General features: G+C 71.0%; 10 protein-coding genes. All 10 read right to left on the reverse strand.

All coding sequences use genetic code 11. The features are described from left to right. Positions 1 to 4: 4 nt before the first annotated feature. The 10 genes from AC0T5L_RS11150 to AC0T5L_RS11195 all read right to left on the reverse strand — a co-directional run bounded on the left by AC0T5L_RS11150 (position 5) and on the right by AC0T5L_RS11195 (position 13,172). Positions 5 to 184: a thiazolylpeptide-type bacteriocin gene (locus AC0T5L_RS11150; RefSeq protein ID WP_476165346.1), complete on the reverse strand. Its 180-nt coding sequence runs from the start codon at positions 182 to 184 to the stop codon at positions 5 to 7. Positions 185 to 204: 20 nt separating this feature from the next. Beyond that, entirely contained in the window at positions 205 to 393 is a 189-nt protein-coding gene (locus tag AC0T5L_RS11155; RefSeq protein ID WP_476165347.1) for a lantibiotic protein, read from the reverse strand. Between the two features lie 153 nt (positions 394 to 546). Beyond that, entirely contained in the window at positions 547 to 1,299 is a 753-nt protein-coding gene (locus AC0T5L_RS11160) for an ABC transporter permease (protein ID WP_476165348.1), read from the reverse strand. Next, positions 1,296 to 2,219 (reverse strand): ABC transporter ATP-binding protein, encoded by a 924-nt coding sequence (locus AC0T5L_RS11165; RefSeq protein WP_476165349.1) that lies wholly within the window; start codon positions 2,217 to 2,219, stop codon positions 1,296 to 1,298. The genes AC0T5L_RS11160 and AC0T5L_RS11165 overlap by 4 nt, the downstream gene beginning before the upstream one ends. Beyond that, positions 2,216 to 3,505: a site-2 protease family protein gene (locus tag AC0T5L_RS11170; RefSeq protein WP_476165350.1), complete on the reverse strand. Its 1,290-nt coding sequence runs from the start codon at positions 3,503 to 3,505 to the stop codon at positions 2,216 to 2,218. The genes AC0T5L_RS11165 and AC0T5L_RS11170 overlap by 4 nt, the downstream gene beginning before the upstream one ends. Next, positions 3,502 to 4,578: a lantibiotic dehydratase C-terminal domain-containing protein gene (locus AC0T5L_RS11175; protein WP_476165351.1), complete on the reverse strand. Its 1,077-nt coding sequence runs from the start codon at positions 4,576 to 4,578 to the stop codon at positions 3,502 to 3,504. The genes AC0T5L_RS11170 and AC0T5L_RS11175 overlap by 4 nt, the downstream gene beginning before the upstream one ends. Positions 4,579 to 4,581: 3 nt before the next feature. Beyond that, positions 4,582 to 7,356: a lantibiotic dehydratase gene (locus AC0T5L_RS11180; RefSeq protein ID WP_476165352.1), complete on the reverse strand. Its 2,775-nt coding sequence runs from the start codon at positions 7,354 to 7,356 to the stop codon at positions 4,582 to 4,584. Between the two features lie 22 nt (positions 7,357 to 7,378). Continuing rightward, complete coding sequence (locus AC0T5L_RS11185) at positions 7,379 to 8,941, reverse strand: nitroreductase family protein (protein WP_476165353.1); 1,563 nt, start codon at positions 8,939 to 8,941, stop codon at positions 7,379 to 7,381. A 47-nt stretch (positions 8,942 to 8,988) separates the two neighbouring features. Beyond that, a complete protein-coding gene (locus AC0T5L_RS11190; protein WP_476165354.1) occupies positions 8,989 to 10,950 on the reverse strand; it encodes a TOMM precursor leader peptide-binding protein in 1,962 nt (653 codons plus the stop codon). A 23-nt stretch (positions 10,951 to 10,973) separates the two neighbouring features. Further along, positions 10,974 to 13,172 carry a TOMM precursor leader peptide-binding protein gene (locus AC0T5L_RS11195; protein ID WP_476165355.1) on the reverse strand — a complete coding sequence of 733 codons (2,199 nt, stop codon included), beginning with the start codon at positions 13,170 to 13,172 and terminating at the stop codon, positions 10,974 to 10,976. Positions 13,173 to 13,435 lie beyond the last annotated feature (263 nt).

Below are 13,435 nucleotides of genomic sequence, written 5' to 3' on the forward strand. Positions count from 1 at the left end.
TGAGCTAGGCGCAGCTGCTGGCCGTGCTGGTGCAGCTCGTGCAGCTGGAGCAGCAGCTGGTGCTGCTGGTGGAGGTGGTGCCGGAGAGCATTTCCTCGGGGGAGTCCGCGAAGTCGAGGACCTCGAAGGTCTCGGACTCGAGCTGCTCGAGCTCGTTGCGGAGCGCGTGGATGTTGCCAGCCATGGTCGTCCGCCTTTCCCGGATCAGGCGCAGCTGGTGCTGGAGCAGCTGCTGCTGGAGCAGCTGGAGCAGCAGCTCGTGGTGGAGGTGGTGCTGCCCAGCATCTCCTCGCGGGCCTCCACGAGGTCGAGGACCTCGAAGGTCTCCGACTCCAGGAGCTCGAGCTCGCCCTGGAGACTGGCCAGCGCGGACGGCTTGTTGCCGTTGTGCATATGTCTCTCCTTCTGTGTGACTGCTTGTCCGGCGGGGGCCCGCCCGGCTGTGGTTCGTGGGGACCGAGCCGTGACCCCTGATACAGAGGATGTCGGCGGCGGCTTGCACTCTCCTGGCAGTGTCCTTGCCTTCCTGAGGGCTCCAGGAGGGGATCACTTCTCCGATTTGGAGAAGAAGAAGCTCGCCAGGCCCGCTGTTACCAGCATGAATAGCAGGAGCGCGATGCTGGGGGTGATGAGTGCCTCCGGTCCCTCGCCGCGCACCATGAGGGCCAGCATTCCGTCGTTCATGTGCCGGAGCGGGCTCACCATCGACACCGTGTCCATCCAGGAGGGCGCGAAGTCCAGCGGGAAGAAGGTCCCGGAGAGGAAGCCGAGCGGCAGGACGAGCAGGTTGGTGGCGGCGGAGGCCGCCTGCTCGGTCTGGAAGAGGGAACCGATGAGGATGCCGAGGGAGAAGAAGGAGAGCACGCCGAGGAGGAAGAGCGGGATCGCCATCCACCACCCGCTCTCCAGGCGCAGGCCGAAGAACGGCAGGAAGGCCACGGCGAGGAACAGGGCCGCCTGGATGACGGCCACCACCACCGTCACCGCGAACCGCGACGTCATGATGACCGACGGGTTCACGGGGGCCAGCTGGAGTCGGCGCAGCAGGCCGCTCTGGCGCCAGTTGACCAGGGCCAGCGCGGAGGCGGTGACCGCGGACATCGCGATGCCGAACGAGAGGATGCCCGGGGCGATGTACTGGATCGACTCAAGGGTGCCCTGCCCGCCCTCCATGTTCTTGAAGAGGATCCCGAACAGGACCAGGAAGAAGAGGGGCAGGAGGAACGTGAAGAACAGGGCCGCCCGGTCCCTGACGAAGCCCTTGGAGACGGCGACGGAGAGCTGCTGGAAGGCGGTCACGACCGGTACTCCCTTCCGGTGAGTTCGAGGAAGACGTCCTCCAGGGAGGTCGCGCGGATCTGGAGGGAGCCTGCCGCCCCCCGGTCGGTGAGCTCCTTCATGACGGGGCCCGGGTCCGAGGCGCTGAAACGCACCTGGTCGCCCTCCACGGTCACCGTGTCGACCCCGGGGAGTTCCCGGACCTGGTCGGGCCCGATCACGTGCTTGGGCAGTTCCATGCTCGTCGGCCGCCCCAGCCCGCTGATGAGCTGGCCCGGTGTGTCCATCGCGATCACACGGCCGTTGTCGAGGATCGCGACCCTGTCGCACAGGCGCTCGGCTTCCTCGATGTAGTGCGTGGTGTAGACGATCGTCTTCCCACGTTCCTTGATGCCGCGCAGCACGTCCCACAGGTTGCGGCGCGCTTGCGGGTCCAGGGACGCCGTCGGCTCGTCCAGGAACAGCAGCTCGGGGTCGTGCACCAGGGCGCATGCGATCGACAGCCGCTGCCGCTGGCCGCCGGAGAGCTTGTCCTCGCGGATACCCGCCTGTTCGGTGAGCCCGACCAGGGCGAGCACGTCGTCGGCCCGGTCGCCGCCGACCCCGTAGAGCGCGCCGAAGGTGACCAGCTGCTCGCGTGCGGTCAGGCGCTCGAAGAAGGCCGAGGACTGAAGCTGTACCCCGATCCTCGGCAGGAGCGCGGTGTTCCTCGGCCAGGGTGATGCCCCCAGGAGGGACACCGAGCCGCCGTCCGCCCGGCGCAGGCCCTCGATCATCTCCAGCGTCGTGGTCTTGCCCGCGCCGTTGGGGCCGAGGAGCCCGAAGAACTCGCCCCCGCGGACGGTGAACGACACGTCGTCCACCACCGTCTTGCCCCCGTAGGCCTTGGACAGGCCATGTACGGTTACGGCGACCGTGTCGCCGTCGTTCTCTTTGGTCATGTTCCTTCCTTGCCTGTGAACCGGTGTCGCGTGTCGTGTTCCCCCGCCTGGTCCTTCGGAGCCGCCGCTCCGTCCGCCGCGCGCCTGCGCTGCCGTACGGCGACGAGGCGGTAGAGGGCGGTGGTCAGTACGGCCGTGGCGACGAGGACCAGCGTCGCCGCCAGCGCGCCGAACAGGTGTTCCAGCAGTGCGAACCACCACGCCAGGGCCAGCGCCGCCAGCGCCGTGTAGAAGATCGCGGCGAGGACGGCATAGGTGACGTAGACGCTCCGGACCCATCGGGGAGGCCGGGGCGCCGGATCCCGGCGGCGCAGGGCCGCGCCCAGGGAGGCGGTCACGTGGGCGGCGGAGTCGCGCGCCAGGTTCTCCATGCCCAGGACGTGGTTCAGCATCGCGTAGCCGTCCAGACGCAGGAACGGCACGAAGTTGGCCAGCGCGGCGGCTGCTCCGAAGAGCAGCAGTGCCGAGGTGAACGTGTGCGCCGCCGTGCCCTCGGACGCCGCCAGCCAGAAGGGCAGCACCGGCAGCAGTGCCAGCAGGCTGACGAACACCCCCGCGAAGGCGATGTACACCCGACGCCTCCTGGGCAGGAGCTGGATCTCCTCGACCGAGCAGTAGGGGGCCAGGAGCGGGAAGCGCCAGCGGATCCCGATGTCGCCCACCCGCGCTCCGAACCGCTTCGCGGCCAGGCCGTGCCCCATCTCGTGCAGGGCGACGATCCCCCAGAGGACCGCCAGGGCGAGGCCTCCGATCCAGGGGCGCTCCCACGCCTCCAGGGCGGACTCCACCAGCGACGGGAGGTTCCAGGCGATGACGGCGCACGCGGCGATGACCGCGGTGAGCGCGGGGATGACGAAGCCCGGCGAGAACACCGGGGCCATCCGCGCCGCCATGCGCCCCATCCACGCGTCCGGGAAGAAGAGGGGAAGGTTGGCCCGCAGCGGAGTGGCCGGGTTCCGCGTGCTGGCGGCGGGCGGACCGGGCTCGGGAGCCGTCCCCTCCAGGAGGCGCCGCTGGGCCAGCGTGGTCATGATGGCGCCCCACGCCCGGTCGTCGAGGATCCGGCCGAACTCCGTCCTGTACTCGGAGGTGATGTCGGCCAGACTGCGCTCGCCGTCCAGGCGGGAGATGATGAAGTGCTCGCGGCCGCCCACCGCCATCAACCGCCCCGACACCGGGTCCTTGACGACGTGGACGTCCTTCCCGCCCCTGATCAGGGCGGGACCGACGACCACGTCGCCGCGGACCCGGGGGCGCGCGGAGGCGAAGTCGGTTCCGGAGGTCAAGGCGCTGGCTCCGCGACGGCCCGCTGGTCGCCGACGACCCTCCCGAGCAGATAGGACAGGTAGGCCTCATCGACGATGGTCGCGCCCAGGCGGTTGTTGGTCATGTGCATGTAGGGCGACAGCAGGATGCGCAGCGCCATGTCCGGATCGGTCACCGGGTGGAAGTCGTCGTCGGTGCGTGAGTGGCGGAGCCGCTCCGGGTCCCATGAGGGAAAGAGCAGTTCGCCCCTCTCGGAGAGGTCGACCACCCGGGCGCGCAGCTCCCGGCAGTGGTCGGCCCACGCCTGGGCGAACGAGCTCAGCCGGGAGTCCCCGATCCCGTGGACGACCGTCTCGATGTCGTGGAAGCGCTGGGACAGCCGCTCGGACATGCGGCCGAAGTTCTCCTCGTACTTGTCGACGGTCGCCAGGTCGGTGATCTTGAAGGCGTGCTGCCAGAACTCGTGGTAGCTGTGGTAGAAGTCCCGCAGGTCGGAGCGCTCGGGGAGGAACGTCGTCCCCATGACCATCATCAGCTGGGACGCGATGCCGAGTAGGACCGTGCGCAGGTGTGTGTTCGCCTGGTCGACGATTTGCAGGATGAGGTCGCTGGAGTGCTCGAAGTGCCACTCGGCGAGTTCGATCCCCCGGGGTCCCCCGTACTTGGCGTACTCGGGATCGTAGGGGAGGAAGGCGTAGGAGTTGTTCTCCCGCAGCGGCATCGGTCCGTCGCTGCCGTAGCGCTCGACCCGCTCCTCCTCGGAGTACTCCAGCCGGAACATGTCCTCGTACATGTCGAGCAGGAACTCGGAGTCGTAGTCGTACAGCGCGGGCCGCCGCCGCAGGTAGGCCCCGATGGCCTCCTCCACGGTGCCGCGTACCTCCTCCGCCAGCTCCGGTGTACGGGGCTTGACGCGGAACCGTACGTGCTGCCCCTCCAACCAGTAGTTGATGAAGAAGAAGCGCTCCAGGAGGTCGCGCTCACGCAGCTCGCGGACCAGGGGCCGGATGCACTCCGTCAGCACGGGACGGGAGTCGGCCGCGTAGAAGATGTGGATGGCCATCCACTCGGCGCCGCCGTCGGCTGTTCTCATCGTTCACGCCTCGCCTTCGCGTCGGTCGGACCCGGCCCTCGGAGTCCTGGTGATCTCCACGGTCTGCTCGGTGACGTACGCGCCGTCCTCTCCCCGCAGCCACAGTTCGTCGGGGCCGGGGAGCATCTCGGTCATCACCACGCGCCGCTCCGCGCCGGAGGTCATGTAGTCCAGCAGCTGCAGTGAGAAGAAACTGTCGAAGTCCACGTACTGGGGCTTCGTCGGGTGCGTGGCCTCGTTCTCCCCGGCGTCGTCGCCCTCGCCGCCCCGCCCCGAGTCGACGGCGGCGAACACCCTCCGGGGGAGCCCGTTCTCCTTGCGCCAGCGCTGCCAGGACAGGAACCAGTCGGCGTCCCCCTGTCCCTTCTCCCTGCGCGGCAGGTGGGAGGGCGTCATCTTCCACGTGTGCCTGGCGAGGACCAGGTCGCGGTAGCGCACCCGGGGGTGGCCGCCGATCGGTGCGTCGCCAAGGGGTTTGTCGGTGCCCTGCCACAGGTCCAGCGGGGCCATCGCCGTGGGGGAGAAAAGGAGCAGCGCCCGCTGTACCTCCGGGAGCGCCAGGGGCATGAGGAAGCCCAGGTACACCGGGACCACGGTGCGGTCGATCCGAGGGCAGTACAGGTACAGGCCCTTCCCGGCGCTGTGCCGGATCTGGAGCTCCTCGACCCGGATGCACTCCGCGTCGGGGCGTGAGCTGGACTCACCGGGGCAGACGATCTCGAACTCGGTGACGGGCGGGTGCAGGTTGAGGTTGGTGCTGTCGTATCCCCCCGTCAGCTCGGCGAGGACCGCGTCCTCCGGGCACACCCGGGACAGGGTCTCCCGGAGTTCGTCGACGAGCGCCGGTTCCCGCGTCTGCTGGAAGCAGTGCAGGAAACGCGAGTACAGCAGCGTCAGGCCGCTGTAGGAGCGGTTGACCACACCCAGCGCCCGGTCCTCCCGCATGGCGGCCTGGAGGAAGAAGCTGCGCGAGTCGAGCTGGTGGACCGCCGGGGGCAGCCGCTCGGCGACGGACTCCATGAAGTCGTCGTCGAGGACGAGTTCCCCGTCGGGGTCGGGCAGCGCCGCGTACGCCCCGCGCATGCGGCCGATCAGCTCCGTGCGCGCGTCGTTGAGGGCGTCGATCTCCGGCATGCGCAGCCAGTTGTCCAGGGGGACGTAGTCGCCCTGCTCGTCGAAGTCCTTGCGCCGGGCGCTGGCCTGGAGGAACTGGTCGTAGATGTCCAGGTGGAACTCGTGGACGAACTTCAGGACGTCGTCGCAGGCCCCCTCGTCCCCGTAGCGCGCGCGGAAGAAACCGAGCAGGACGAGCCGGTGCGGGAGCAGCATGTCGAACAGCGGCAGGATGCCGGTGAGCTTGCGCAGGTCGCGCAGGAGCGTGTCGTCCCAGAGCTCCCTGTCGGCGCGAACGTCGAGCTCGGGCAGGGAGACGTCCTCGTAGAGCACCCCCGCGGGGATCGGCGCGGAGTCCGGGTCGAGCGATTCCAGTGCCCTGCTCAGCGAGGCGTGGACCGCGTCGCGCAGACCGCGGCGTTCGTCCGTCCCGGCACCGGGGTAGGCCGCGACGAGTTCGTCGACCTGGTCGAGCTCCTTCACGAGCGTGTCCGCCCACGAGCGGTCGAGCGAGGCCAGGCCGTCGCGGAAGGACCGGAGCGGGTCGTCGCTGTGGATGTCGATGTCCAGGCTCGGCAGCGTCAGCAGGCTCAACCTGATCAGGGCCTGGAGGTAGGTGCGCAGCTCCTCGCGCTTCCTGTCCCCGGGGGCGGCCAACCGGTCCAGGAGTTCCCCCAGGCGCATGCCGGGCTCACCCTCCAGGACCTCCATGACCTCGTTGAGGAGTCCGCTGTGCGAGATGAAGAAGAGCTCCTCGCGCAGCGACTCGAAGGCGACGGGGTCGTCGGCGTCACCGTTGGACTTGGTGCGGCGCACGTACCGGACCCGCTCGCGGTCCAGGCTGTGTCCCGAGGACAGGACCACGGGCAGGTCGGTGAGCCGGTCCCAGTCGTCGCTGGCGGCTGAGGCGAGCCTGCCGAGCGCGCCCATGTTCACCCTGACGTGGCTGCGTCCAGTGAGGCCGTGCGGGTTCGCGCTCAGCGGCCGGCCCCCCAGCGAACCGAACGTCCCGGCCGCCACAGTGGTCAGGCTGCTGAACGGGCTGGTCTTGCAGGCCGTGCGGAACACGTACTCCAGGAGCGAGCGCTCGATCTTGCGCGCGCGTTTGGGCAGGGGGCCGGGAGCGGCGTCGAGGTAGGCGGGCAGGTACCGCTCCAGGGAGGGCGACGCGAGCAGGAGCCCGTGCCGGAGCCTGGGGTCGTCCGCGAGCTCCCTGAGGTGGTCGCGCTGGCGGGACAGCTCGTCGGCGAGGAGCGCGTCGCCCTCGGCCAGCTGCCGCTCCAGCGCCTCCCGCTCCTCGATCCAGCCGCCGACCGCCTCGCGCACGGCGCCTGGCAACCGCTCCAGCACCGGGGCGAGCCGGGACCGGTTCCGGGGGACCCGGAAGTTGTAGATGTCCCGCCGCAGGGACAGGAGCACCCGCCGGGCGTCGTTGTCGTACTCCGTCACCAGGGGGCCGATCATGTCGCTGACCGGCTGGGCCCGGTCCCGCAGTCCGGCCTCGCTGCTCAGGGCCGAGGTCGCCCACTCGGCCGTCGTGTCGCAGGAGAGCGGCTGTACGGCCGACCACGGCAGCCCGCCCACCCTGAGCATGAACACGTCCGTGTTGGTCCAGCCGTCCTCGACCAGCGGCCGGGCCGGCGCCGCCGTCGCGTTCTCGGTCATTGAGACTCCACCGTCGATTGCGTCAGACATTTCGGTACACGAACTCCGGTTGGCCGCCGCGCTCGTGGCCGATCATCAGGATCAGCAGCGGCCACTCGGCCTCGTCGGTGATCCCCAGCTCCTCCTGGTACGAGACGTTGTCGAACCCGAGGGCCGCGCCGCAGCCGACACCGAGCGCCGCACAGGCCAGGTACGCGCTCTGCGTGACCGCGCCGACCTCGGCGTTCACCAGGCGGTAGCCGCGCGGCCCCACCGCCGCCGTCGCCGCCTTGGGGCGGGCGACCACCGTGATCACGGCGGCGCACTGCTCCAGGTTGTAGTTGTTCAGGAAGTAGTTGCGCTGTAGGAAGTCAGCCACGTACTGCTCGTGCACGGGCCGCAGCTCCCCCTCCTGCGGAGCGAAGTCGTAGCTCCCCGCGGGCAGGTCGGCGACGTGGTTGGCGAACACGGAGAGGCGGCTGAGGCCCACCCCGTTGAGCAGACCCGACGCGTCGCTCGCCGCCGACAGGATCGTCGACAGGTCGCGTTGCGCCAGCGGCTGGTTCGCGCTGAACCTCCCGAAGCTGCTGCGCCGCTCCCGCAGCGCGGTCGTGACGGGGACGTCGAGCGGGTGCGGGGACGGCAGGGGCCGGGGGGACATGGAGGGGGTCGGGGGCAGCGCGCGGGCGTCCGCGAGCTCGTCGTCACCGGGCTCCTCCCGTCGCGACGACAAGATCTCCCGGTGGACCCCGGACCACTGGGGGAAGCGGACGACCTCACGCGAGCGCTCGGACTCCGGGGCCGAGACCGAGGGCCGTCCCGCCGGAACTCCGTCGGACGGCGGGGAGCTCCCCGCCCAGGGCAGGGGTACGACGGCCATGACGCTCTCGTCCTGCGGGTCCAGGCCCAGCAGCCGGTCCAGCTCCGGTTCGTCGAACCAGAAACGGGGACTGAACGCGAGCCCGGCCGCGCGGGCCGCGATGCGCCACGAACCGATCAGCGTGCCCACGTCCATGGTGACGGCGTGGTAGGAGAAGCTGTTGTACTTGAAGGAGTTCTTCCAGAACTTGACGCTGACCAGCAGGTACTGGTCGGTGTCCCCGGCCTCCTCGGGCAGCGCCGCGCGTACCTCGGAGGTGACGTCGCCCGCTAGCAGCCTCTGCATGGAGTGGTGCGGGGTGCTGTAGCTGTAGACCCCGGGAGTCAGGGGACCGGAGGCCCCGGTGACCCAGTAGACCTCCAGCGGGTAGAGACCGCCGCCGGAGGCCACGCCCCGCGACCAGGTGGCCGACGGAAACCACGGCATTCCCCGCAGGTCGGGGTTTCCGTGCACGGCGAGGCGCCGACCGGTCAGACCGTAGGAGTCGCGGAGCAGGGAGGCGAGCTCCGGCAGGGACCAGGCCCCCTCGCCCTCGCCTCCGGTGGTCAGACCGCCGCGGACGGTCCCGGTCAGGGGTTCGGCGGACGGCAGCGGGTGGTGCGGTGCCGTCGGGTAGTACTTGTGCCGACGGGGCTGGTCGCCCCAGTCGGGTTCGAACCCCCGTGGCTCCATGGGTTCCCTCGCCCGACGCACGATGGCGTCGACGTAGGTATCCACTGCTGTCATGGCAGGCTCCTCCTGGCTGTGTACGTGGCGGGCGCACCGCGGACGGGTCACGGGAACGGGTGGGGCACGGCGGCGTCCAGGGCCTCCTCGACGCGGGACCGGGGCCAGCCGCGCTCCCGTGCGACCCGGCCGATCCTCGGCATGAGGAGCGCGCGCTGCCGGTCCCAGCCGAAGTCGATCGGCAGGAGTCCGGGAGTCAGCACACACACCGTGTGCACACCGCTCTGGAGCTGTTCGGGGGACGTCTGGTCCACCGCCACGCAGTCGATTCCGGCTTCGGCGAGCTCGTCCCGGCAGTAGCGCAGGTCGTCGGTGAGGTCGTCGTGGCGTGGCCGGTCCCGGTACCACTCCCGATAGACCCGGTCCGCGGGGGCGGTCGTCCGGGGGGCACCGCGGGGCCCCAGGAGGTGGTCCGCGTGGCGGCGCATCTCGGGCAGCCCGTACAGCCGTGGGTGGTCCGCCAGCTCCCGCACGCGCCGGAAGTCGGCGGCCATTCCGAGCAGCCGCTCCCGCGAGTGCGTGGCGTAGGCCTCGGCGTTGGGAACCTCGAAGGCCACCTCGCGTAGTGCCGAGTCCGCCGCGGACTCGGGGTCCAGGCTGGCCCCCGCGCCGAAGCAGAGGGTTCCCGGGCCGCCGTCCTCGCGCTCGGCGACGCAGACCACGACAGGGATGGCGAAGGCCACACGGGCGTCGAAGAACCGCGCGCGGTACCCGTACATCGCGAGCCGCCGTACCATCCACCGGATCGACGGGGACTCCCAGCTGTCGGCGTCGATCTCGGTCAGCGGGAACCGCCCGTACCAGGCCAGGAGGAAGGCATCCCGCTCGACGCGCTCGAAGAGCCCGTGCAGGATCGCCTCCTCCTCGCTGCCCCCGGTCGCACACCCGTTGGAGCACTCCTGGACGATCTTCCGGTCGCCTCCGAGCCCGTGGTAGTAGACCGAGACCTCGGGAACGAGCACCGGGCGGCGCTCTCCCAGGGAGTACCCCCAGAACCAGGTCAGCCGGGTGTCCTCCGTGAAGGGCTGGTAGTCGGGGTTGTGCTCGTAGAAGACGCTGTCGTAGGTTCCCAGCCTCCGGGGGTCGAGCGCGTCCGCCGCGAGCTCGCGGAGGGAACCCCTGACCGTGGGTCCGTACCTCCTCGGCGCGAGACCCGCTGACCGCTCCAGCCCCTCCAGCAGGCCGAGGCGGAGACTGTCGCGGTAGGTGTCGGCGTGGCCGCCCCAGTAGGACGCGTGCAGGTAGCCCGAGCCGCGCACGGACGCGTATCCCACCGCCGGAGCGGTCGTGGTGTTCTCGAGCCGCAGTACGCCCCGCGCCGCGAGGACCCCGCACACGGGGTTGGCCAGGGCGGCCTCGGAGATCCGGTACTCGGACACCGACCGCACGCGCATAGCGTCAGCGGAGGGCTTGGGGCGCGGACGCAGCCCCGCCACGGTGTTCCCGGGCCCGTCGGGGGTGAAGCCTGAGCAGGCCGGGCAGTGCGCGTCGGGGACCAGGGGGTGGCGGCCGACCCGCAGGTCCGTCAGGTCCAGGCGGTAGACGTACGGGTTGCCGCCGTCGTCGGTCGCGTCCGGGAACCCGTCGGACGAGAGCGCCTCGACCAACGAGCGAACCGCGTCGACCGCGAATCCGGTCAGGTACGGGGACGGGTGCCGTGCCCGCATCCGGGAACCCTTCTCCAGCGTGTCCCGGTACTCGTCCGGGCGCAGCTGCTGCCACCTGCGCGCCAGGCACACGAGGCAGCCGGAGGCCAGGGCCGGGGCCCGCCGGACCGGTCCGACCAGCACGGACCGGTCGTGGAGCAGGACCGGGAGCAGGGGGGAGTCCCCGTCGAGGCCCTCCCACCACCGTGCGTGCGGCTCCCACAGGAGATCGCGTTCGCCCAGAGTGCGCACCGCGACGTCCATCCCGGACGCGGAGGCGGTCCGGGACCCGCGCAGGGCCTCCTCCAACCGCGCCCGCGTCCACTCCAACGGGTCCTCCCCCGCGGTCGCCTCGCCGTTCATGTGCCGCCGTTCCGCCGTTCCCGTCATTGGGCCGCGTCGTCCGGAGAGGTCTCGTCCGTCACCGTGAACAGCACCCTGACGGTGTGGACACCGCAGCGCTCCAGGTCGGACGTGCTGGTGGGGACGACGACGGCGTCCCGGCCGTCCCGGGACAGGGCCTCGCACACCTGCGCGGGCGTGGTGGGCTCCTCATCCAGCGCGTCCCGCGAAACCTGGTCGTCGAGCACGAGGGAGCGCGGATCGAGGGCCTCCAGCCATGTGTCGACCGTCTCCCCGTCCGGAACACCGCCGTCCGCGAGTTGGACGCGGGCCACCAGATCGCGCAGTGCCGCGGTCACGGCCTCCGTCGGGGAGGCGCCGTACCCCAGTGCCCAGGAGGTTCCCTCCGACTGGCGGGCGATGACCGCGGGGACCGGGCCGGTGAGCCGAAGCAGCTCCACCTCCAGGTCCATCGTCGCGGCGACGCTGGTCAGGAACTCCAGTTCGCTCCCGTTCGGGGGCCTGGGCGGCTCGATCCGCACGGCGGGGCGGCCCGAGACCGCCTCCCGCAGAGCGTCGAAGGCGCCCGCGCCGAACAGGGCGGAATGGACCGCGTGGGCGGCCGTGGAGCCCGCGCCCTCGCCCGCGACGGTCCGTTCGAACACTCCGCCGGAGTTGAAGCTCGAAAAGGGGTGAACGGCGGCGACGGGCACCTGGTAGACGACGCGGTCGACCAGTCCGACGCCGTGCGCGAGTGACACCGAGGGCGACGGGTCGGGTACCCCGGTGGCCGTGGCGATCCGGGCGGCGTCCAACCGGACCGGTGCCGTCGCCCCGGCCGGGGGAACGCTGACGGCACCCGCGCCGACGTGGCGCAGGGCCGCGGCGCGCATCGTCCGCAGACGCGCCCGGAGAGTGGTGTGCAGGTCCGCCCGTGCGACCCTCAGGCCGTCTCGGCCGTGTCCCGCGAAGCCGACCCTGCTCACCTTCAGGGGAGACTGCGGCAGGTCCAGGTCCAGGTGGTCCTGGATGAGGCCCAGCCGGACGCCGACCAGGGACTCGGCGGCCCGGTACGCCTCGCCCACGGAGTCTTCGTCCTCGGGCTCGGCGTCGATCTCGGTCAGCGCCGGCACCGGCCGGGGGTCGACGCCGGTCCCGTGGCGGTTCGGGCAGGACGGGTGGGGCAGGACCCTCTCGGAGGAACTGTCGAGGGTGCGCAGGTCCTGGATGAGGGCCGCTTCGAGGGTTTCGCCCTCCAGCACCCCCGTCGCCCAGCGGAACGCCTCGAAGGCGAGGGCGTTGCCGATCATCGCCGCCTGCGGATCGGACACCCGGATGTCCTCCGGGCGTCCGTCGTCGATCTGGAGGCGGCGCCAGATCCGGGCCGCCGCCGCGTCGTCGGCGGCCTCGGTGTAGCGCAGGACGGCGCAGATCCAGCAGGAGTCCGTGCTGTGCGCGCTGAGCGGGCCGACCACCGCGCGGCCGTCGAGAACCACCGCGGGCAGCAGGGGCGGCGTGTCGCCGTTCGCGCACAGCCTCCACACGTCCGGCAGGGACCGGTCGCCCGCGGCGAACAGGACGAGTCCGTACCCGGAGAGGTCCTCTCCGGTCAGCGTGGACGGGGAGAGGTCGGTGGCGCGCAGCTCGACCGGGCAGCCGTCCGCCTTCAGGCGGTCGGCCTCGGTCAGGAGCGCGTCCGCGAGCGCGGTGCCGCCCGCCGTGTCGACGACCGCCGCGCCGTTGCGGACCAGGCCGAGCGCGGCCCACTCAGCGATCGGACCGTCCCCGACGACGAGCACCCGCAGGTCGCGAAAGCGCGCGAACCGCTCCTCCGCACCGTCGGCGTAGTGCTCGACGTAGTCGATCTGGCGCTGGAACCGGGACCTGGTCCCCTCGTCCAGCGTGTTCTCGGGGGAGGGCTGGGAATCGCGCGCGAAGCCGCGTTCGAGCAGAGTGCCCATGAGGCTGCGCAGCATCGGCCGCTGTTGCTGGGGAATCGCCTCGGCCAGCTCCGCGACGGTGACCTCGCCGGTGAGGAAGGGGGCCAGGGCGGAGAAGAAGCGGTATGCCGCGCGTCCCTTGACGACGAAGCTGGCGTCGGCGTGCCGGAGTAGTACCCCGGCCCCGGTATCGGCGAACAGGACGTCGTGTCGAAGTCGTGGGCGGCTCTCCCAGACGGGGTCCGTCTCCCCGTCGGAACCGGAAACGTCCGGCGGCTGGTCCCTGGGCTCTGCCTGCTGCATGGCTGTCGTCCCCTGCTCACGAGGCTCGGTGTCTCTGGCGGCGGCGCGACGCGTTCTCCTCGTCGTGGAGGACCCCGCGCCACGCTCCTTCGGCGTGGAATGCACACACGATCATCCGAAGGACGTCTTGCACATCGATAGCGTCGGGATGGCAGGGGGCGGCCGCCGTCCCCGAACGCGGTTCGGCGACGTTCGGGACCCGCTGGGAGGGCCCGGCCGACCGGGACGAGCCGCGCGGGAGGAGGCTGGCCTGTGGCGGGGTG

Source organism: Nocardiopsis sp. TRM 82005 (assembly GCF_056312425.1).

Excerpts from the sequence above, each read along its gene's own strand:
- AC0T5L_RS11195 (WP_476165355.1), bottom strand. The coding sequence starts at position 13,172 with ATGCAGCAGGCAGAGCCCAGGGACCAGCCGCCGGACGTTTCCGGTTCC.
- AC0T5L_RS11180 (WP_476165352.1), bottom strand. The coding sequence starts at position 7,356 with ATGACCGAGAACGCGACGGCGGCGCCGGCCCGGCCGCTGGTCGAGGAC.
- AC0T5L_RS11155 (WP_476165347.1), bottom strand. The coding sequence starts at position 393 with ATGCACAACGGCAACAAGCCGTCCGCGCTGGCCAGTCTCCAGGGCGAG.
- AC0T5L_RS11185 (WP_476165353.1), bottom strand. The coding sequence starts at position 8,941 with ATGACAGCAGTGGATACCTACGTCGACGCCATCGTGCGTCGGGCGAGG.
- AC0T5L_RS11165 (WP_476165349.1), bottom strand. The coding sequence starts at position 2,219 with ATGACCAAAGAGAACGACGGCGACACGGTCGCCGTAACCGTACATGGC.
- AC0T5L_RS11150 (WP_476165346.1), bottom strand. The coding sequence starts at position 184 with ATGGCTGGCAACATCCACGCGCTCCGCAACGAGCTCGAGCAGCTCGAG.
- AC0T5L_RS11190 (WP_476165354.1), bottom strand. The coding sequence starts at position 10,950 with ATGAACGGCGAGGCGACCGCGGGGGAGGACCCGTTGGAGTGGACGCGG.
- AC0T5L_RS11175 (WP_476165351.1), bottom strand. The coding sequence starts at position 4,578 with ATGAGAACAGCCGACGGCGGCGCCGAGTGGATGGCCATCCACATCTTC.